This window comes from Neisseria sp. S1 (genome assembly GCF_048060015.1).
GTDB lineage: Bacteria > Pseudomonadota > Gammaproteobacteria > Burkholderiales > Neisseriaceae > Neisseria > Neisseria arctica.
This window is the reverse complement of the sequence record NZ_JBLUPI010000009.1, coordinates 30,486-50,742: the sequence shown is the minus strand read 5'-3', so window position 1 is coordinate 50,742 and position 20,257 is coordinate 30,486. Positions and strand designations below refer to the sequence as shown.

The 20,257-nt window shown below is 48.7% G+C and carries 19 protein-coding genes; 3 read left to right on the top strand and 16 right to left on the bottom strand.

Features of this window, described 5'->3' with window-relative positions; all coding sequences use genetic code 11:
• Positions 1–73: 73 nt before the first annotated feature.
• On the bottom strand, positions 74–1,063 hold the full coding sequence (locus tag ACEPPX_RS08265) for a hypothetical protein (protein ID WP_416623633.1): 990 nt from the start codon (positions 1,061–1,063) through the stop codon (positions 74–76).
• Positions 1,064–1,322: 259 nt separating this feature from the next.
• Here ACEPPX_RS08265 and ACEPPX_RS08260 point away from each other — a divergent pair, with 259 nt between their 5' ends.
• Both ACEPPX_RS08260 and ACEPPX_RS08255 read left to right on the top strand, forming a co-directional pair.
• Positions 1,323–1,445, top strand: coding sequence for a hypothetical protein (locus tag ACEPPX_RS08260; protein ID WP_280520228.1), 123 nt, complete (start codon positions 1,323–1,325; stop codon positions 1,443–1,445).
• A gap of 6 nt (positions 1,446–1,451) precedes the next feature.
• The gene (locus tag ACEPPX_RS08255; protein WP_416623632.1) at positions 1,452–2,768 is read left to right on the top strand and encodes a M23 family metallopeptidase; all 1,317 of its coding nucleotides are present in this window, start codon (positions 1,452–1,454) and stop codon (positions 2,766–2,768) included.
• Positions 2,769–3,107: 339 nt separating this feature from the next.
• Here the strand turns inward: ACEPPX_RS08255 and ACEPPX_RS08250 are convergent, their stop codons facing one another.
• The 15 genes from ACEPPX_RS08250 to ACEPPX_RS08180 form a co-directional block, all read right to left on the bottom strand.
• Entirely contained in the window at positions 3,108–3,596 is a 489-nt protein-coding gene (locus ACEPPX_RS08250; RefSeq protein ID WP_047760833.1) for a peroxiredoxin family protein, read from the bottom strand.
• Positions 3,593–4,006: an acyl-CoA thioesterase gene (locus ACEPPX_RS08245; RefSeq protein WP_047760832.1), complete on the bottom strand. Its 414-nt coding sequence runs from the start codon at positions 4,004–4,006 to the stop codon at positions 3,593–3,595. Before ACEPPX_RS08245 ends, ACEPPX_RS08250 begins: the two co-directional genes overlap by 4 nt.
• A gap of 7 nt (positions 4,007–4,013) precedes the next feature.
• On the bottom strand, positions 4,014–4,376 hold the full coding sequence (locus ACEPPX_RS08240) for a hypothetical protein (RefSeq protein ID WP_047760831.1): 363 nt from the start codon (positions 4,374–4,376) through the stop codon (positions 4,014–4,016).
• Between the two features lie 207 nt (positions 4,377–4,583).
• Entirely contained in the window at positions 4,584–5,501 is a 918-nt protein-coding gene (locus ACEPPX_RS08235) for a VacJ family lipoprotein (protein ID WP_416623631.1), read from the bottom strand.
• Positions 5,498–5,773, bottom strand: a complete 276-nt coding sequence (locus tag ACEPPX_RS08230; RefSeq protein WP_047760830.1) for an STAS domain-containing protein — start codon at positions 5,771–5,773, stop codon at positions 5,498–5,500. Before ACEPPX_RS08230 ends, ACEPPX_RS08235 begins: the two co-directional genes overlap by 4 nt.
• Positions 5,774–5,775: 2 nt before the next feature.
• The gene (locus ACEPPX_RS08225) at positions 5,776–6,378 is read right to left on the bottom strand and encodes an MlaC/ttg2D family ABC transporter substrate-binding protein (protein WP_416623630.1); all 603 of its coding nucleotides are present in this window, start codon (positions 6,376–6,378) and stop codon (positions 5,776–5,778) included.
• A 32-nt stretch (positions 6,379–6,410) separates the two neighbouring features.
• Positions 6,411–6,914 carry an outer membrane lipid asymmetry maintenance protein MlaD gene (mlaD, locus tag ACEPPX_RS08220; RefSeq protein WP_047760828.1) on the bottom strand — a complete coding sequence of 168 codons (504 nt, stop codon included), beginning with the start codon at positions 6,912–6,914 and terminating at the stop codon, positions 6,411–6,413.
• A gap of 4 nt (positions 6,915–6,918) precedes the next feature.
• Positions 6,919–7,695 carry a lipid asymmetry maintenance ABC transporter permease subunit MlaE gene (gene mlaE / locus ACEPPX_RS08215; protein ID WP_047760827.1) on the bottom strand — a complete coding sequence of 259 codons (777 nt, stop codon included), beginning with the start codon at positions 7,693–7,695 and terminating at the stop codon, positions 6,919–6,921.
• An 82-nt stretch (positions 7,696–7,777) separates the two neighbouring features.
• A complete protein-coding gene (locus tag ACEPPX_RS08210; protein WP_047760826.1) occupies positions 7,778–8,581 on the bottom strand; it encodes an ABC transporter ATP-binding protein in 804 nt (267 codons plus the stop codon).
• Between the two features lie 352 nt (positions 8,582–8,933).
• Complete coding sequence (locus tag ACEPPX_RS08205; RefSeq protein ID WP_416623629.1) at positions 8,934–10,196, bottom strand: NRAMP family divalent metal transporter; 1,263 nt, start codon at positions 10,194–10,196, stop codon at positions 8,934–8,936.
• Positions 10,197–10,386: 190 nt separating this feature from the next.
• Complete coding sequence (gene dnaE / locus ACEPPX_RS08200) at positions 10,387–13,821, bottom strand: DNA polymerase III subunit alpha (protein WP_416623628.1); 3,435 nt, start codon at positions 13,819–13,821, stop codon at positions 10,387–10,389.
• A gap of 255 nt (positions 13,822–14,076) precedes the next feature.
• Complete coding sequence (gene rsmG, locus ACEPPX_RS08195; protein WP_416623627.1) at positions 14,077–14,703, bottom strand: 16S rRNA (guanine(527)-N(7))-methyltransferase RsmG; 627 nt, start codon at positions 14,701–14,703, stop codon at positions 14,077–14,079.
• Between the two features lie 204 nt (positions 14,704–14,907).
• Complete coding sequence (pdxA, locus tag ACEPPX_RS08190) at positions 14,908–15,897, bottom strand: 4-hydroxythreonine-4-phosphate dehydrogenase PdxA (RefSeq protein ID WP_416623626.1); 990 nt, start codon at positions 15,895–15,897, stop codon at positions 14,908–14,910.
• Between the two features lie 164 nt (positions 15,898–16,061).
• Complete coding sequence (locus ACEPPX_RS08185; RefSeq protein WP_416623625.1) at positions 16,062–17,924, bottom strand: ribonuclease catalytic domain-containing protein; 1,863 nt, start codon at positions 17,922–17,924, stop codon at positions 16,062–16,064.
• 150 nt (positions 17,925–18,074) lie between these two features.
• A complete protein-coding gene (locus tag ACEPPX_RS08180) occupies positions 18,075–18,587 on the bottom strand; it encodes a Spy/CpxP family protein refolding chaperone (protein WP_416623624.1) in 513 nt (170 codons plus the stop codon).
• 303 nt (positions 18,588–18,890) lie between these two features.
• Between ACEPPX_RS08180 and waaA the strand changes: the two genes are divergently transcribed.
• On the top strand, positions 18,891–20,153 hold the full coding sequence (gene waaA, locus ACEPPX_RS08175) for a lipid IV(A) 3-deoxy-D-manno-octulosonic acid transferase (protein ID WP_416623679.1): 1,263 nt from the start codon (positions 18,891–18,893) through the stop codon (positions 20,151–20,153).
• Positions 20,154–20,257: the final 104 nt, after the last annotated feature.

The window sequence follows — 20,257 nt, the reverse complement described above, 5'->3', positions numbered from 1 at the left end:
CGGTGATATTTTTCAAATAAACCTTGATGCCTTAGTTTCCAACATTCAAGGCCACTTACTTCCATACCTCCAATTAATCCAAACGCCCCGAAAATATCTTTTTACGCTTCCAAAACGCCCAACCGGGTTTGGCCGCGACCGACAACACACCGCCATACACACCATCAGTAGCAATCTGCAAACTTTTCAGACGGCCTGTTTGCAAAGCCGCATAAGCCGGAGCAAAAAAACGTTGTTCCCACTCAAGCAATAAGTTTTGATAGGACCAAATATCACCCGTATCCCGCATAGCAGACAAGTCGTCCAAAAACAATACGCTATGAGAAGCAGCAACCGGTTGCTCATCTAAATATGCAAACCACGCCTGCAAATCATACGGCGCATCCAAACGCTGCCCCGGATAAAATTGCGCCCACATACTGTCGCTTCCCAACAGCGGATAGTCAAGCGGCAGCGCGCCTGCAAGATCCTGCCACAGCCACACTCCGTTTATCGCCGGTAATCCTTCTCTGGCACGCACATTATTGAGTGCATGGTTATGCAACAACATTTGCATTTCCGTTTGCATTTGCAACCATTGGGCCGCATCCTTGCCCTCTGCCCGTACCGTGCCGTCATTCTGCCCCAAAGCATCCGGAAGCGGAGCCACACACCAATCCGGCTCTTGCGGTAAAGTTAACAACCACCAATCCGGTCTCAATGCGTAAAAACACCAGCCGTCTGCCTGATAAAACGCATTCAAATCCGCAATTAATTCTGCCGATTCTACCTCGCTAATGCCGACAGCCCCGCCTCCCAACATATCCATGTGATGCATACCCATCTGCTGCCATACCGGTGAAGCAAACACCGCAGCTTGCCCGACATCCAATCCGAGCGACTGTTTGGCAGCCGCCAGCAAACTGCCCCGCCACAAATATTTCGCATAAAATTCAGACGGCAAAGCCGAATGTGCGGTAAATTTGCCAAAACGCAACAAACTGTTTAAAGCAGGCAAATCCAAACCACCCGCATTTTCCAAACCATCCCGGCACAAAGCAGGCAGAGCAAGCGTCAGATGCATCACATATCCACCGTTGGTAAACAAAGCAGTTATTTTACGCGCATTCCCGCAAACCACCTATGCAAAAACCGCTGAACCGCTTGCGGTTTTGAAGGTCGAATTTAACGGATCCGGCTTCATTGAGGAGCTGTTCCGATACAGCCTTAAGCTTTTATGGTAAACTGTTTACTCATGTAAAAAACAGAAAACTGCTGTGTAAATCAAGGCAATAGCCACCATAATAGCAGTCTCCGCCCATTTATCGGGCTGCTTCTGCCGTTTGAAACATACGGCACCGATTCCGCTTGGCAGCACCTCTCAAATCGTGCTGCCGCATAACCAACCGACCCGCACCCGCCGCCCGTATTGCTGCTGCCTGCGCGTCGGCCCAATATGGAAGTAGAGTTTAGTGACCAAACAAACGATTAATCTTTTAGGCCGCTTTTGGCATAACAAACCAATACGCTGGTCGCTGCTAGGCATCTTGCTACCCGTATCCGGCATCATGACAGCCTACGCTGTAACCGAGCCGTTGCCCCGACCCAACCTTTACCAAGCTGAACGTGTAGTGGAAGAACTTCCGGCTGTTTTCGTCGATGCCGGAACCTATCAGGGCAGTTATTGGACGGAAGAAGCCGTCCGCCCCGGAGATACGCTCACCGAAGTATTGAACCGCCTCAACGTACCCGCCGCCAGCATCAAACAAGTATTGGCCAAAAGCCCTGTCGACACCAAACTCAAGCAGCTGCGTGCAGGCCAAACCATTAGTGTGCGTTTGGACTCTACCGGCGACGTTACCGATATCCAGTTTTTCAATGACGACGATAACGGCGAGCGCAACCTCGTCGCCATCGAAAAAGTAAACGGCAAATGGCAGGCATCCGCTTCGGAACTACCGATGGAAAGCATGCCCTCACTGCGTTCGGTGATTGTCCGTACTTCTGCACGCGGAGCGATGGCACAAGTCGGCATACCGGTGGAGGTGCGCGAATCTTTAAGCGAGATTTTCGCTGATCTTTTTGATCTGAACACGCTCAAAAGCGGCGATACCATCCGCTTGCTTTACAACAGCCTTTATTTCCGCGGCCAAGAGATGGCTACCGGCGATATTTTGGCTGCCGAAATCGTGAAAGACGGTAAAACCTATCAGGCTTATTATTTCGGTCAAGAAGATGACCAAGGCGGCAGTTACTACGACCAAAATGGTAAGGCGCTGCAGCAAAAAGAAAACTTCAGTGTACAGCCCGTAGCCTACAGCCGCATCTCCTCACCTTACGGCGTTCGCTTCCATCCCGTATTACGCACCGTCAGAATGCATACCGGTATTGATTATGCCGCTCCAATCGGAACACCCATTAAGGCTCCGGCAGACGGCACATTAACCTTCAAGGGCTGGCAGGGCGGTTACGGAAATACTGTTGTTTTGCGCCATAGCAACGGCGTGGAAACCCTCTATGCCCACATGAGCGCATTTTCTACTGCCAGCGGCAAAGTACGCGCCGGCGAAATCATCGGTTATGTCGGCAGCACCGGTCGTTCCACCGGCCCTCATCTACACTATGAAGCCCGAATCAACGGCCAACCGGTCAACCCAACCACTGTTGCCCTACCGACACCGAAGCTCGATCAAATCAATATGGCAGCCTTCCGCAAACAACAACAGCAAGCCAGCAATACCTTGGCAGCCGTACGCAACCTTCCGGTAACCGTTGCCCAAGTAGATTAATACCTTTGTATCGGCATGCCTAAAAAGTTTCAGACGGCTATTTATATAAATAGCCGTCTGAAACTTTTTAATTTGGCAAATATACTTATTCTCCCTTAATAGCAATTTATTATTTAAAACATTTGGTGTTTTAAACCACAACCAATTTCCCTCTTACCATCATAAAAATGCCGTCTGAAAATTTCAAACGGCATTTATTTAGATGAAACTATCATCTACCTCCGCTATGCTTGTCCCAGAAAAACAAACCTCATAGCCTATATTTAGTAGTAAACCATACACAATAAAAAATCAGGCCGGGCAATATACTCGACCTGATTTTGCAAAGTTTCACCAAGACTACTTCGCCAATTCCCGATCGATTTCCTCATACAACTTGGCAAAATCAGGCTCGCCGACAAAAGTCTTCAAAACCTCGCCCCGCTTGTTGACAAACACAGAAGTAGGATAAACCTGAGTACCGAAAGCTTTACCTACGCTACCGTCCTCATCGTACATCACTTGAAATGGTAATGCGCGGCTTGCAGCATAATTTTTAACGCTATCTAAAGGGTCAAACGGTTGGGAAATAGCCAAAATCTGAAAATCTTTACCCGCATAATCCTGCGCGGTTTTCACCAGTTTGGGCATTTCGCTGACACAGCCCGGGCAGGAAGGATACCAAAAATTGATTAATGTTACCTTACCCTGCAAATCGGCATTGCTTATCGTTTTTCCTTCTAAACTTTGCAATGAAAAAGTGGGGGCCGGATGGTTTTTCGGCCATAATACAACGGCTAATAAAGCAGCTACGATGAGCGCCACAAGGGGAAACAATACTTTTTTCATACAGGTGGTTGGTTATCAGTTAGTTTTTGCAATGCTTGGAATAAATTTTCGTTCATATCGGTTGCCCGGCCGGTTTCGCTACTCACCGGAACCAAAGTCAGCTCTGCTTCGACTACGTTTTTGCCGCTGTCTGTCAGTACAATATTTTGCTGCAACAATACTTGGCGCGGTTCCAAGCCGATAATGCGACTTTCTACCCGCAACTCGTCACCAGCCGTTGACGGGCGGCGGTAACGGATATCCACGCGCGCCACCACCATCATTTCACCCTGTAAAAGCGGCAGCAGGTTGTGTTGCTCGAAATATGCCCAACGGGCTTCTTCTAGAAATTCCAGATAGCGGGCATTATTTACATGGCCGTAACCGTCCATATGATAGCCGCGCACTCGGATAATGGTTTCTTTGCTCATAAAATTATCAATTCAGGGTAAAGGCTTGGAAGGTTTCACGCTCCAAAGGCTCGGTCGACAAATCGGTAATAATAGTCGAGAGCTGGATATCAAACCATTCATTGAAAATATCGGGATGCAAATCCGGCCACTCGCTTTCGTCTTCGCACCAATCTGCCAATTCGGCAGCAAAAATTTCCTCGAACCGGCCTTCGATTTCCGCCCATACTTCTTCTGCCGTATCACAGGGATTCACCAAATAAGCATTGGCATCTGCCTGCAATGTTTCCAACGACATATCTGAAAGGTCGATATCCGGCAAAGATTGCAGCCAGTTCCAAAACGGTTCTAGCGGCATCAGCAAAAACATGCTGCGGTTAACTTCATACATAATCGTCTCCTTCAGGCAGAACGGGTTGTTCACGGATAAGATAATAATGCGAAAACAGCGGCGCGTCATCTGTTTGCACAATTCACTTTCAAATAAATATCTGTCATTAGTCCCTACCATAAAAATATGCCGTCTGAAAAATGTTCAGACGGCATATTTTGTAAGCGGTAAAAACATCGGCCGTAAAGCGATTTATCAAAAATCTTGTTAAAAAGCCAAACGCCCGTCGGTTTGCCAAACGGTAATGATGCCGTTTCGCTCAGTACCATCGTACAGAGGCAGGCCATCATTCAAACTACTTTCGTACCACGTTTTCGGTTCGGGTTCTGAGTTTTTTTCAGTAGCCGGAACCGGTTCGCCTTTGGGTAAATCCGATTCGGGCAAAGCAGCGGATTCGGGATTGTCTACCAACTCATCTATATCGATATTATCCTCTTCGTTTTGCGGTAACGGCACACCCAGCTGTTGGGCACGCATCCGCATATACAGATCGCGTGTATAGCTGTACTTATCAATGGCGGCTTCATCCAAACTATCGGTTAAGTCCAAAATCCGCTCACGGGTATTCACGGCATTAAGTGCGACGGCACCCCAGCGAGCTGCATTGGTATCGAATACAGCGGTTTGAGGAGAATAAACACCAACCACGGTGGAACCAAGGCTGTCGCGTACAGTTGAAGGCCCCATCAACGGATAAACGAAGTAATTGCTTTTTTTCCACCCCCAAGAGGCAAATGTGTCGCCCAAGGTATTTTTATTGTTGGGTATTTCTCCCGCATCGGCAATATTGATCAAACCGCCCAAACCAAAGGTCGTATTAATACCCACACGCACCAAATCTTCACTTGCCCGCTTGATATCAAGCCTCAACACATTGCTGCCAAAGCTGACGACATCTCGCAAATTATCAAAAAAATTGGTTACGCCCATCCGAACAGGCTTCGGCGTAACGGTTCGGTAACCGCGGGCTACAGGAGCGAGTACGTAATGATCGGCCGTATCATTAACTTTAAACATGAAACGGTTGTAGCTTTCATACGGATCATTAGGATTGCTTTGGGCCAGCGCGGGCTGAGCTGCGGCTAGAGCCAACACGGCCAAAGCGGTTGAGGTGGATTTTTTCATGCGTGAACCTGCTCTTGGATTTCGTAAAGTTCGGACAATGCTTGTACCGAAGCAGGAAGGTTATGGAAAACAAGGTTACGGTTTTGGCGCAAAGCTGCAACCAAAAGCGACAGACAGGCAGAATCGGCCTTTTCCACTTTGCCCAAGTCGATGCCGGCAAGGCCGCTTTGGCGGCATTGCTGCTCAAAGCGGCCGAATGCGGCTTGATCAACAGTTTTTACCGTGATATCACCGCTTAACCGGATAATGTTGTCGTGCAATTCGCTTTTCATGCTTAGCGGCTGCCGTTTTTGGCACGCAACTCTGCAATCAAGCCGTCGATACCTTTATTTTTAATTGTTTCACCGAATTGGTTGCGGTATACGGTTACCAAACTGGCACCTTCTACCGCCACATTATATACGCGGTAACGGTTGCCGCTTTGATAAGTGGTGAAATCCATATTTACAGGTTTACCGCCGCCCGCTGCAACGATTTCGGCGCGGACGATAACTTCTTTACCGCCGCGGTTAACAACCGGATTATCTTTGATGGTAACTTTTGAGTTTTTGAACTTCAGCATAGTGCCTGAATAGGTACGGATCAGCAAAGTTTGAAACTCGCGGGTCAACGCCTGTTTTTGGGCATCGCTGGCCTGACGCCAAGGATTACCGACTGCCAATGCCGTCATGCGTTGGAAATCAAAGTAAGGCATTGCATAGTTTTCGGCCTGTTTGCGGATACTGGCATCGTTACTGCCATTGGCATTTTTCAAAATGCTCAATACTTCGGTAGCGTTATTACGCACTTGGCTGACAGCCTGCTGAGGTGTCGCAAACGCCATACTGATACTCAATACGCCGATACCCAAGGCGCTCATAATTGCAGATTTTTTCATTTTTATTCCTTCTCGTTTAGTGTGTGAACGGCTTATTCGGCCGCACCGTTTGTTGTATCGGTTTCAGACGGCTTGGCATTTTTTTCGGTAAAGCTGGTCATGAATTTACCGATCAGATTTTCCAACACCATTGCCGAACTGGTCATGCTGATAGTATCTCCATCGGCCAAGTTTTCGGGATCACCACCCTGCAGCAAACCGATATATTGTTCGCCCAAAAGTCCGGAAGTCAGAATTTGGGCCGACACATCGGTGCTGAACGGATATTTCTTGTCTAAATTCAGGCTAACTTTGGCTTGATAAGTTTGAGGATCCAGCTCAATACTGCCGACCCGGCCGACCAATACACCCGCTGCTTTTACCGGCGCTTTTACTTTCAAACCGCCGATATCGGTAAATTCGGCATAAACCGTATAAGTCTGCCCCGAACCGGCAACCGCACTACCGCCGGCTACGCGAAACGATAAAAAGCCGACCGCGGCTACGCCCAGCAATACAAACAAACCCACCCAAAATTCCAAAACACTTTTCTTCATGGTTTTACTCGGTAAACATCAATGCCGTTAAAATAAAATCGATTGCCAACACAGTCAGCGCGGAAGAAACCACGGTACGGGTGCTGGCCCGTAGGATACCTTCGGAAGTCGGTACACAGTGAAAACCCTGATAAACGGCAATTAAAGTAACCGCAATACCGAAACACACCGATTTGATCAGGCCGTTGAGTACATCGTAGCCGAAGCTGATATTGTTCTGCATTTGAGTCCAGAAAATACCGCTGTCCAAGCCTAACCACTGCACTCCGACCAAATAAGCACCGTAAATGCCGGCCACATTAAATACCGAGGCTAACAAAGGCATGGAAACCACACCTGCCCAAAAGCGCGGTACAACCACCCGTGAAACCGGATTTACAGCCATCACATTCATAGCCTCGAGTTGTTCGGTGGTTTTCATCAAGCCGATTTCACTCGTCATCGCCCCACCCGCGCTACTGGCAAATAAAATCGCCGCCAATACCGGCCCCAGTTCACGCAATAAGCTGGCGGCTACCATATAGCCTAAAATATCGGCGGATTTGAACTTGGCCAGCTGGGTATAGCCCTGCAAACCCAATACCATGCCGACAAACAAGCCCGATACGGCGATAATCAATACGGACAAAACGCCGGCAAAATACATTTGGCGGACCGAGAGGCGGAACCGGGTCAATACGGTGCCGGATTTCGCCAAAATCTGCAGAAGAAACAAACAAACACTGCCTAATTCCTGAATAAAACCGAGGCTGCGTTGTCCGATGGTTTGGATAAAATTCATATTTTGCTTAAATTAGGATTGTTGCTGTTCAAACGGCCTTCTAAAAATTTATGCACATTCAAAAATGAGGCCGCCTGAAGTTTTATTGTGTTCCGAACAAGTCTTGCTGCAGCGTGGTTTCTGCAGGGTAGCGGAAAGCCACTGGCCCGTTGGGCAAACCTCCGACAAACTGGTTAACCCATGGCGAATCCAACTCGCGCATTTCTTCAGGGCTGCCGGAAAACACCACTTCTCCGTGTGCCAGAAAAATCACTTGGTTCACGATTTTCAGCGATTGCTCGATATCATGCGTAACCATAACGCTGGTAGAGCGCAAAGCTTTGTTGATTCGGCTGATCAAATGGGCGATAACGCCTAGAGAAATCGGATCCAAACCGGTAAACGGTTCGTCATACAGCATAATTTCGGGATCAAGGGCAATCGTGCGCGCCAAGGCCACACGGCGCGCCATACCGCCCGAAAGCTCCGAGGGCATTAATTTTTCCACCCCGCGCAAACCGACGGCATTGAGCTTCAACACAACCAAATCACGGATAACGGGTTCCGGCAGCTTAGTAAGCTCGCGCATCGGAAATGCCACGTTATCAAACACTGATAAATCGGTAAATAAAGCGCCATGCTGAAACAACACGCCCATACGGCGGCGGTGCTCGTACAATTCTGCCGGGTTCAGACGCGCCAAATCTTTACCTTCCACCAACACCCTGCCGCGCTGCGGATGCAGTTGGCCGGTAATCAGCCGCATCAGAGTGGTTTTACCGCTGCCCGATCCGCCCATAATAGCGGCAAAATTACCCTGTTCAATGCTGAAATTGACATTGTTTAGGATAGTTCGGCTGCCGTAGCCGAAGGCAACATCAGACATTTCGATGAAAGGTGTACTCATCTTCAAATCATCAACAAGATATTAAAGAAATTGCAATCAAGCCCAGGTAATACAACCAGGCCGGCGAAACAACCATTGCCGCCACGTTGGAATGGCTCTCACTGCATAAAGATTGTATTTTAATAATATTCTGCAAAACAGGCCAATTTTCAGACGGCGTTTTAACTTAAAAATACGATCATGTATGTAAATAGGCGTGCTTTTGTACCGAGAATACGACAAATCCTGAGGCAAACTGATACCTTCACCAATCACTGTCTTTATTTATTAACTTTCCAACTGTCAAACAAAGAATGCCGTCTGAAAAGCTTCAGACGGCATTCTCAAAATATTAATTCCGGCTTCAGGGATTTCAACCGAACAAACCTACCAACTGTAATAAAAACAATACGGCAAAACCCACCAGGTAAAACAAACCCAACCAAGATAGCGTCATCAGGGAAAAGCTGATTTTATGTGCCGAATCTCGAGCCAACATTAAATTCAACCAAGCGAAAACAGGGGTCGTCAAAAATGCGGTGATCATGGCAAACTTAAGCATGGGAGCCAACGCGCCTTTGAAGAACAGGATGACCACCATACCCGCCACACAACCGAGTATCGTCCAAATTTTCAGCGAACGGGTGCTAAACTGCTTGCTTCCCGCCAGCAGGCGCACTGCTTCGGTATTTGCGCGCGAATAGCCGTCTACCGCAGTAATCGTTGTGCCGAACATGCAGGCAAAAGCGATAAACACCACCAGCCAACGCGACCATTCACCGATAGTAGCGGCATACATATCCACCAGTTGGCTGATATAAGCGGGCCCTGCCATTTTGACTTCTTGGCCCGAACCAAACTGTACCAGCGCGCCCAATGCCAAAAAAATCACCGCCAAAATTGCCGAACCAATATAGCCTACATTAAAGTCAAACAAGCCGTCGCGGTAAGATACATGATCAAGCTTGCGTTTAACCACTACCCACAGTGAGTTAATGGCAGAAAATTCGATCGGTGCGGGCATCCAACCCATCAAAGCAATCATAAAACCTAATGAGGCAAGATTCCACGGCGAAGGGGCGACAAAATCGGGGGCAGCCGGCACGTTGCCGCTTTTCGCTGCCGCTACAATCACTGCCGTTACCGTGGCTGCCGTCAACGAAACCATCACAATCTTAGACAAACCGTCCAAAGCTCTATATTTTCCTGTCAGCAGTAACAGTAAAGTTACACCCAATACAATGCCGGCAAGCAAATTCATAGAGATACCGGGAACGGCAAGGCTGAGAATAACCGCCGTAATCAAACCCACTCCGGCGATATTCACCACGGTAGCAAATAAATTGAGTATCAGAAACAGCCACAAATAAAGGGGGTTTTTCTCTTTATAGCCTTCCAAAAGACTTTTCCCCGTGTCTAGCGTATAGTGCGCGCCGAAGTGGAAAAACGGGTATTTAAACAAGTTGACCAAAATAATAATCACCGCCAACTGCCAACCGTATATCGCACCCGCTTGGGTAGAGGCAATAATATGTGAACCACCGACGGCAGCAGAGGCCATCAGAATACCGGGGCCGATAGCCCGCATTTTAGAGTGCCATGTAGACACGGATTCAGAAGAGTTGATAACAGACATAAACCGCCTTCCATTCTTATTTTGACAGAGTGTCTGATAATATCGGATTATTTTTTAATTTTCTACAAAATTAGACATTTTATACATATTTTGTAACATTTTTGTCTAAAAAGGCCGTCTGAAAATTTCAGACGGCCTTTTTTAGTCTAATTTACCAATATCAAATCATCTGCAAATCATATGTAGCAAACTACCAGTTAACACGAATCGCCCGTTCACCCAAAAGCTGCTGCAAAGCATCAAACAAAGCGATATCAGGCTTAACCAGCCATTGCGGAGAAGTATGTAACTCACCGCTGGCGGCATCATTACTATAACTGAAATACAACGGTATCGAGCCTGAACCGCTAGCCCGATAGCCGCCGAGCAAATCTGCCAATTTGGGAATATCATGCTCAGGCCGCAAGCTCAAACTGAGGCTGCGGGCGTATTTTTCACGGGCAGCCTGCAAAGTCATCACATTATTGGCCATGATCCGCAACGCATCACCTCCGCTGTAATCATCACGGCTTACTTTACATTCCATAATCAATACTTGGTCGGCTTTCAGACGGCCTGAATATTCTTCCAACACCTGCCCGCTTACCAATACCTCCACTTGTCCGCTTTGATCTTCCAAAGTGGCAAAGGCAATTTTGCCCCGTTTGCCCATCATGGTACGCACAGCAGTAACAAAACCGGCCACACGCACATGATCTTGCGGTTTCAGCTTATTCAGTCGAACCGGAGCAAACTGCCGTACCTCTTGGGCAAACGGGCCGAACGGATGGCCGGAAAAATAAAAGCCCAACACTTGTTTTTCTTCGGCCAGTTTTTCCGATTCGCTCCACTCGGGCGCATCCTCAAGCTGCAATGGTTCGATGACATCGTCCATCATGTCGAAAAGTCCGCCCTGATTGGCATTGGCGGCCTGTTGTTCGGCATTGTGGATAGCCAAATCGATATTGGCGATTAATTTGGCGCGGTTAGGATCAATGCTGTCGAAGGCACCCGCACGGATAAGTGATTCGATGGTGCGTTTGTTGATATGTGTTTTACCTACACGTTCGCAAAAGTCCAATAATCCGGTAAAGCGTCCGCCGCTCTCGCGCGCTGCAACAATCGCCTCCACCGCTCCTTCACCCGTACCTTTGACCGCACCGAGTGCATAACGGATTTGGCGTTGGTTGTTGGGTGTAAAACGGTAAAACGATTCATTGATATCAGGCGGTAGAAACTCTATGCCGTTGGCGCGGGCATCATCGTAAAACAGCTTGAGCTGGTCGGTATTGTCCAACTCGCTCGACATGGTAGCCGCCATGAATTCGGCGGGATAATGGGCTTTAAGCCAAGCCGTCTGATACGCCACCAAAGAATAAGCCGCCGCGTGTGATTTGTTAAAGCCGTAGCCGGCGAATTTTTCCATATAGTCGAAAATTTCATCGGCTTTGGCTTGGCTGATACCTTTTTCCGCAGCACCGGCTACAAAAGTAGCGCGCTGTTTCACCATTTCTTCGACTTTTTTCTTACCCATCGCGCGGCGCAGCAAATCGGCACCACCCAAAGTATACCCACCGCATACCTGGGCTGCCTGCATTACCTGCTCTTGATAAACCATAATGCCGTAAGTCGGTTCCAGCACTTCGCTCAGCAAGGGGTGCAGGTATTCGAATTTCGCACCGTGCATCCTGTCGATAAAGTCGGGAATCAGATCCATCGGTCCCGGGCGGTAAAGCGATACAAAGGCGATAATCTCTTCAAACTTGGTCGGCTTGGCCTTTTGCAGCATTTTTTTCATGCCGGTCGATTCAAACTGGAAAACCGCCGTGGTATTTGCCGTGGAAAAGATTTTATATGTGGCCGAATCATCCAGCGGAATATGGCTGACATCAACCTTTTGCCCGCAGGTTTCGGCAATAAAGTTTTGCGCCATTTCGATGATGGTCAGGTTACGCAGACCCAAAAAGTCGAACTTCACCAAGCCGACATCTTCCACATCCCCTTTGTCGTACATCGACACGGGCGAGGCCGATTCGTCTGCCTGATAAACAGGGCTGAAATCTGAGATTTTTCCGGGTGCGATCAACACACCGCCGGCATGCATACCCAAACCGCGGGTCAAATCTTCCAAGCGTTTGGCCAAATCGATCAGTTGCCCGGCGTCTTCATTTTCAATCAACTGGCCGATTTCCGGCTCAAGTTCCATCGCCTTTTCCAAACTAACGGGACGGTTGGCCTCAAGCGGAATCAGTTTGGAAAGTTTATCGCACAGGCCGAAAGGCAGCTCCAACACACGGCCGACGTCTCGTATTACGGCTTTAGACGACATCGTACCGAAAGTAACAATTTGGCTGACCGCATCGGCACCGTATTTTTCACGCACATATTCGATAACCCGCCCGCGGTTGCTTTGGCAGAAATCGACGTCGAAGTCGGGCATGGAAACCCGCTCCGGATTAAGAAAACGCTCGAACAGCAATGCGTATTTCAACGGATCAAGATCGGTAATTTTCAGGGCATACGCCACTAGCGAACCTGCTCCCGAACCGCGCCCCGGTCCTACCGGACAGCCGTTTTCTTTCGCCCAGTTGATGAAGTCTTGTACGATTAGGAAATAGCCCGGAAAACCCATCTGGATGATGATTTGCAACTCAAAATCCAAACGCTCCTGATACTCGGGCATTTTGGCGGCACGCTCGGCTTCATCGGGATACAACACCGCCATCCGCTCGCGCAAACCTTCATTGGAAAGCAGCGTCAGATAGTCATCTAACGACATACCGTCTGGCGTGGGAAATTGCGGCAAAAAGTTTTTACCTAATGTAATGTGGATGTTGCAGCGTTTGGCAATCTCAACCGAATTTTGCAAGGCTTCAGGTAAGTCGGCAAAACGCTCGGCCATCGTTTCCGGCGAAACAAAATATTGCCCGGGTACGAACTCTTTCGGGCGTTTTTTATCGGCCAGCACCCAACCGCCGGCAATACATACCCGTGCCTCATGAGCTTCAAAATCATCTGCCTCGAGAAATTGGGTGGGGTGAGTGGCGACTACCGGCAAATCAAGTTCCGCGGCAATTTCCAAGCTGCCCGCTACCGATGTTTCCCATTGCGGACGTTCGGGCAGACGCTGAAGCTCAAGGTAAAAAGCATCCGGAAACCACGCGGCATACTTTTTGGCGGCCGCTTTGGCATTGGCTTCATGACCGTTCATCAGATTGATGCCTACTTCGCCATAGTGCGCGCCCGACAAACAAATCAAGCCGCTGTTGTCTCCCTCAGCCAACCACTGCTGGCGCAGCTCCGTATGATCGACATTGCGGTCTTTACCCACATAGGCCGCAGTCAGCAGCTCGCTCAAGCGCAGATAACCCGCATCGTTTTTCACCACCAACATGGCTCGGAAAGGCTTATCCGGCGCATCTGGGTTTTCAATCCAAACATCAGCCGCCGCAATCGGCTTAATGCCCGCTCCGCGGCAGGCTTTATAGAATTTCACCAACCCGAAAAAATTCATCAGATCACTGATACCCAACGCGGGCAAGCCGTATTCTGCCGCTTTTTTGACGGCTTGTTTGATACGTACCGTACCGTCGGTAATAGAAAACTCGGTATGCAGGCGCAGGGGAATGTAAACAGGATCAGTCATAACGGTAAATCGGGTTGTGTCTTTCTCAAAAGCGTATTGTAACGCGTTTTATCTATCCCTGAGCGGCATAAGCAAAGATAAGCGCAGCCGGCACTTAACGACCGGTTAAAAAAGAAGTTACCGCCACTAAAAAAGCACACCGTACAAAATAATATGCCGTCTGAAGTTTTCAGACGGCATATTCGGTATGTTTATAACCGCAGAAACAAATACGGCAAACAAAGCATGTTCAATTGTTCTTAAAAAGATCGCCGGTTAGCGTACGGGCTGCATAACGACCATATGGCGGTCGGCGTTGAGCAGGGGAACATTCAATTTCTCTACTTTCACCACTTCGACGCTTTCGGGTACATGTGCCAACTCTTCATAAGGGTAAACGCCTTTCATGGCCGCCCAGTAGCCCTTCTCGTTCAAAAGATGCTTGGTCAATGAAATGAAATCGGCCAACTCTGCAAAAGCACGGCTGGTTACCACATCGACTTTTTTATCATGCATGGCCTCTACGCGGCCGCTGGCTACGGTTACATTGCTCAAACCCAATTCAATCACGGCTTGTTGCAGAAAAGTGGTTTTTTTAGTGTTGGAATCCAACAGGGTAATCTGCAAATCCGGGCGGCAAATGGCCGTCGGGATACCGGGCATACCGCCGCCTGAGCCGACATCCATCAAAGTTTCGGCTTTTTCCACATACGGCAGCAGCGTGAGGCTGTCGAGAATGTGGTGGCTGATCATGGTGTTTTCATCACGCAGTGCGGTGAGGTTGTAGGTTTTATTCCATTTTTTCAAAAGTGCGACATATTCAAGCAGCAACAATTGCTGGGCAGTCGTGAGGTTCAACCCCATTTCCTGCAAGCCTTGTTGTAATTTTTGTTTATTGTCCATGGTTTATCCTTATTCTTATTCCTGATGGGCGGGTAAAATCATGTACTCCGCCTCTACTTAAAAATCAGCTATATTTACATTTGGATATTATGTTAACGGAAAACACGCCTGTACGGGTGTGAATTGTTTGATAGGCCGTCTGAAATCATATTCATAAACTAAAAAGCAGCCGTTTAACGGCTGCTTTTTAACAATCGGGCATTTTCAAACGGCGTTTTGCGAATGTTGCGCCATTGCCAAAGCCGTATCAACCGCAACAATCAGACTGCCCGAATCAGCTTTACCGCTACCGGCCAAAGTGAGAGCGGTTCCGTGGTCGACAGAGGTTCTCACAAAAGGCAAGCCTAAGGTAATGTTGACACCTTTGCCGAAGCTGGCATATTTCAACACCGGCAAGCCTTGATCGTGATACATCGCCAACACGGCATCGGCACCTTTCAGCATAAACGGTTGGAACAAGGTATCGGCAGGATACGGCCCGTGAATATCCATACCCTCTGCACGCAGATTTTCGATCGCCGGCGTAATGACTTCGATTTCCTCCATGCCCAAATGTCCGCCTTCTCCTGCATGAGGATTAAGACCGGTTACCAAAATATTCGGTCGGACAATACCGAATTTACGGCGTAATTCTTGAACGAGAATACGTGCAACCGATTCTACCAAGGGGCGGTCGATTGCGGCGGAAACATCTTTCAAAGGCAGATGAGTCGTTACCAAAGCCACGCGTAATCCACCGCCCGCAAGCATCATGGCGACTTGGCCTGTTCCGCTTTTTTCGGCCAAGTATTCGGTATGACCGCTAAACGGCACGCCTGCATCATTGATAATGCCTTTGTGCAGCGGCGCGGTAACCATAGCGGCAAATTCGCCGGCTTCGATGCCTTCATAAGCACGGTCAAGCAATTGCAGCACATAAGCGGCATTGGCGGTATTAAGCTGCCCGGCTTCGCAAGGCGCGGCCAAGGGAACATGCAATACTTCCAACTCATCTTGTGCAGGTGTGTAGTCCGGACGGTATTCGATAATCTGTACATCCTTGCCCAGTGCTTGCGCCCGGGCTTTCAGCAATTGGATATCGCCCAATACCACGCAACGGCAGGGTAACTCGGCAGCAGGTAAATCCAAGCAGATATCCGGACCAATACCGGCCGGCTCTCCGCTGGTAACGGCCAAAACGGGAAATGCGCTCATGAAGATGTTCTCGCTCTATTGTGTGCGGCCATTATACCAAAGCGCCGCCAAAGCGGCAGTGGAATCTGTAACCGAATGTAGTCATGATATCGTTACCGCCTTTTCCCCCATAAAAACATGCCGTCTGAAAAATTTCAGACGGCATGTTTTACTTGGACGAGGATTTAAACCACAACCGGTGCAACAGCTTTCAGATAGTTTAAAGCGACAAATTGTTTGTCCGAATCCACTTCGGCAACCGCCAGCTTCATTTGCGATTTAGGCAACGTGTCAAAAGGAATACCTGTGGCACGGGCTACCATCGGCAATCCCTCGATACGCACCAAGTCATCTTTCAACAAAGTTGCCGTTAGCTCTTTAAGATTCTGCTGTTCCAAATACACCAAACTCCAGTAGCTTTCCATCTGACGTTGGAAATCAGCATAAGCAGCATAGGCGGTATCGAAGTCGCGCAAAGCGGCAAAAAGCTCTGCATCATTATTACGGAAAAGCGGTTCGGTTTCAGGCAGAATCAAGCTGATCAGCTGCTTTTGATTGATATAGTCGGCGGCACGGCGCAAGGGAGAGGTAAACCAGCCGTAATGCTGTACGCCCATTCCGATATGCGGTTCAGATTGGGTACTCATGCGTACTTTGCCCGCAGGCTGTACGCGGAATAATCCGGGCAATCCGGCACTATCCAGCATCTGCGCCCACGTGCTGTTGGCCAAAATCATCATTTCGCTCACCAAAGTATCAATCGGCGAACCGCGCTCGCGGCGGCTTACTGATACCGTGCCGTCGTCTGCCAAATCAATGCTGTAATCGTATTGCGGAGCACGGTTGGGATCGTATTTTCCGCGCGCTTTCTGAAGGGCGACGGCAAATTGATACAACCAGATCAAATCGTTGTGGTGGGCAAACGCAGGAGAACTGCCGGCCTCTAAGCCGTTTTGAGCGTTGAAATGAGGCTCGATGGCTTGGATACGCAAGTTTTCGGCAATATAAACGGCTTCGATTCTACATTCGGGCTCGCTCAGATTAAATTCGGCATCCACATCAAAATAAATGCTGACGGCCGGGCGGTGCGCGCCGGCATCCAGGCTGAAGGCGGTAATCCAGTTTTCGGGCAACATCGTGATTTTGTCGCCCGGGAAATAAACCGTACTCAAACGGTTTAAAATGGTTTTTTCCATTTCACTGCCGCGCGCTACTGCCAAACCGGGAGCGGCAATATGTATGCCTACCCTTTTTCCGCCGTTGCCTAAATCGGTAAGGCTGATTGCGTCGTCTATTTCAGTCGTGCTCTCATCATCAATGGAAAAGGCGGCAACGTCTGCTTGCGGAAGTTCTGCAAGCGGCGGAACAGGAATATCGGCAAAGCCTGTACCACGTAGAAAATATTTCATTTCAAAGCCGTCGCGCAAATATTGCGGTATTGAGGCAACTCCGCCGTTACGGCGTGCCAATGCCAGCGGAGAAAGTTTGAGATTATCAGCTGCCTTGGCAAAGGCTTTGTAAGTAAGTGCCTGCTTGTCGGGCGCATGGAGAATCGTGCGTAAGTCGGCAGCTATTTCATCGGGCAAACCGCCTTGCTGTAATGTTTCTACCCAAGCTTCTACCTGTGCTTCCTGCTGCTTTTTGCGTTCGATGGCGGCCAATGCCTGCTTGAGGGTTTCTTCCGGTGCGGCTTTGAAAACACCTTTGGCCTTTTTGTAGAAATACATGGGCGCCGCATAAAGAGCGATAAGCGTAGCGGCCAAGTCGATTTTACCGGGCCGGCGGCCAAAATATTCGGTAGCGATCTCTTCGGCGGAAAACTCTTCTTCGCCGCATACTTCCCAGAGTAAATCCGTATCGATTTCGACCGCTTCGGCTTGGGCTTTATCCAAAAAATCGGCCATAGGCGTATCAAATTCGACAAATACGTTGTTTGCCTTAACTTTGGTACGTTTGCCGTGCTGTGTATCTACTTGATAGGTCGAGTCGTTTTTTTGTACGATGGCGGCCACTTTGAATTGGCCGGATTCTTCATAGAAAATATTCATAAAATTTTAATGCCTTTAAGTAGGCATGATTGTAGCAGATTCGGTTGCCAGATAGCAGACAGGCCGTCTGAAAACGGAAAATAACCTTTCAGACGGCCTTAAAGCCCGAAGTTGATATTTTTCGGGCTTTTTATTTATATATGACTGATTTTAGCGCGGCTTACGGCCTTCTCGTATTTTCTCTTGCTTTTCCAGCCATTGTTGACGTTGCTCGGGAGTTAACACTTGCATGATTGCGTGACGGGTTTTGAGCTTTTGCAATTCTATCTCGCTTTGACGCTGCATACGCTCGGTATGCTGTTGGCTGTACCGGCTAATCAATTCGCGGGCGGCCGCCTCATCGAAAGTAGGGCTGGTAATCAAGCTGTTTTCGGCAGCCCGGCGTTGGGCCATTTGATTTTGGAACTCTGAGCGTTGGGCTTGATCAGGCTGTGTATGCTGTGGGCGGTTTTGCTCGATGATCTTTTTGATTTGGGCTTTTTGCTCATCAGTCAGATTCAAATCACGCAGGCCACGCATCATATCACCACGCTTCGCTTCTTTACCGAAATGGTGCATGCCTTGCTCGTGTTTGAAACCTTCTCGTTGCGGTTTGTCGGAAGAGCAGGCAGCCAAAGCCAAGCCCATTAATACGGCACCTGAAACAACGGTTACTTTTTTCATAAATTTGTTCCTTAAAATTAAAAATATGGAAAAACAAGCGTAATTCGCAATAACCGGATAATAGCTATTAAATATGTTAACCCCTGTTTTCATGGCGTAAATCATGTCCGCAATGGTGTTAAGTAAAACCGCTTATCCGCGCCTATTCATGCGACCATAGCGGGATTAAGTTAAAGTAAGGGCAAAAGCTTTACACAACCTCATACCAACTTTTTAACCACCGTTTCTCCCGATACGTTATGTGCAACCGGCATATTCGGCTACAATAACCCAAATCTTTTTCAGACGGCCTATGTGTCTATGATGTTACATACCCTCTACCGTACCCTATGGTATTTCGCACCTGCGCTGATCCGCCGCTATCTCCGCCGCCGCGCAAAAAAAGCCCCGGCTTATCTGGAACATTGGGGCGAACGCTTCGGAGAGCCTCTAGCCAATCCCGTTCTTCATCCGATTTGGATTCACGCCGTATCCGTTGGTGAAACGCGGGCTGCCCAACCTTTAATCACCGAACTGCGGCAATATTTCCCCGATGCGCCCCTTTTGCTCACTCAAATGACTCCCACAGGCAGAGCTACCGCACAAAATCTGTTTCCGGATGCACAATGCCGCTACCTGCCTTACGACAAACCTGCCTATGTACGCCAATTTCTTAATGAGCACCGCCCGCGCTTCGGGATACTGATGGAAACAGAAATTTGGCCGAATCTGATGAATACTTGCCGTAAAGAGAATATTCCGCTATTTCTCGCCAATGCGCGTTTGTCGGAAAAATCCCAACAAGGCTATTTGAAAATACGTCCTTTAGTTGCCTCGGCTCTCAAAGGATTGAGCGGCTGCTATGCACAAACCGCCGCAGATGCCGAACGCTTACACTTTATCGGCGCCTCCCACGTCCATGTATGCGGCAACAGCAAATACGATATTACCCCGCCCTTGGAAATGTCTCATTTGGCCGAAACTTTCCGCCAACACATCGGCGAGCGACCTGTAGTGGTATGTGCCAGCACCCGCGACCATCAAGGCGTAGACGAGGCCGAGCTGCTTCTCAATGCCTGGCGTTCCTATAAAGGCGACGCATTATTGGTTATCGTGCCCCGCCACCCCGAGCGTTTTCAGACGGCCTATGATTCGGCAATACGATATGGCTTCCGAACCCAAAAACGTAGTGAGGAGCAAAAGGTTGCAGCAGATACTCAAGTATGGATCGGCGACAGCATGGGGGAGATGTTTGCTTATTATTTAGCGGCGGATATTGCTTTTGTGGGCGGCAGCCTTGTCAACACCGGCAGCCAGAACATAATCGAACCGATTGCCTGCAAATTACCTACCTTGTTCGGCCCTTCAACCTACAATTTCACCGAAGCGGCTTCGGGCGCATTAGCAGCCGGTGCGGCCGTACAAATCCGTAATGCGGAAGAATGGCGGCAAACCGTATCCGACTGGCTTGCCCATCCCGAAAAAATGCGCCCATATCAAGAACAAGCCGAAAGCTTTATCAATAAGCACCGCGGTGCCAGCAAACGAATGGCGGAAAGGATTGCCGAAGCTTTGGAAACGGTTTGATTTTTAAGTCCAAACCCTCTCTCCTTACTTTACATTCGCACCTGGAAAAATATTAAGCAAATGATTCTTATGTAATTTTAATTGTAAAAAAATTATATTTTTGT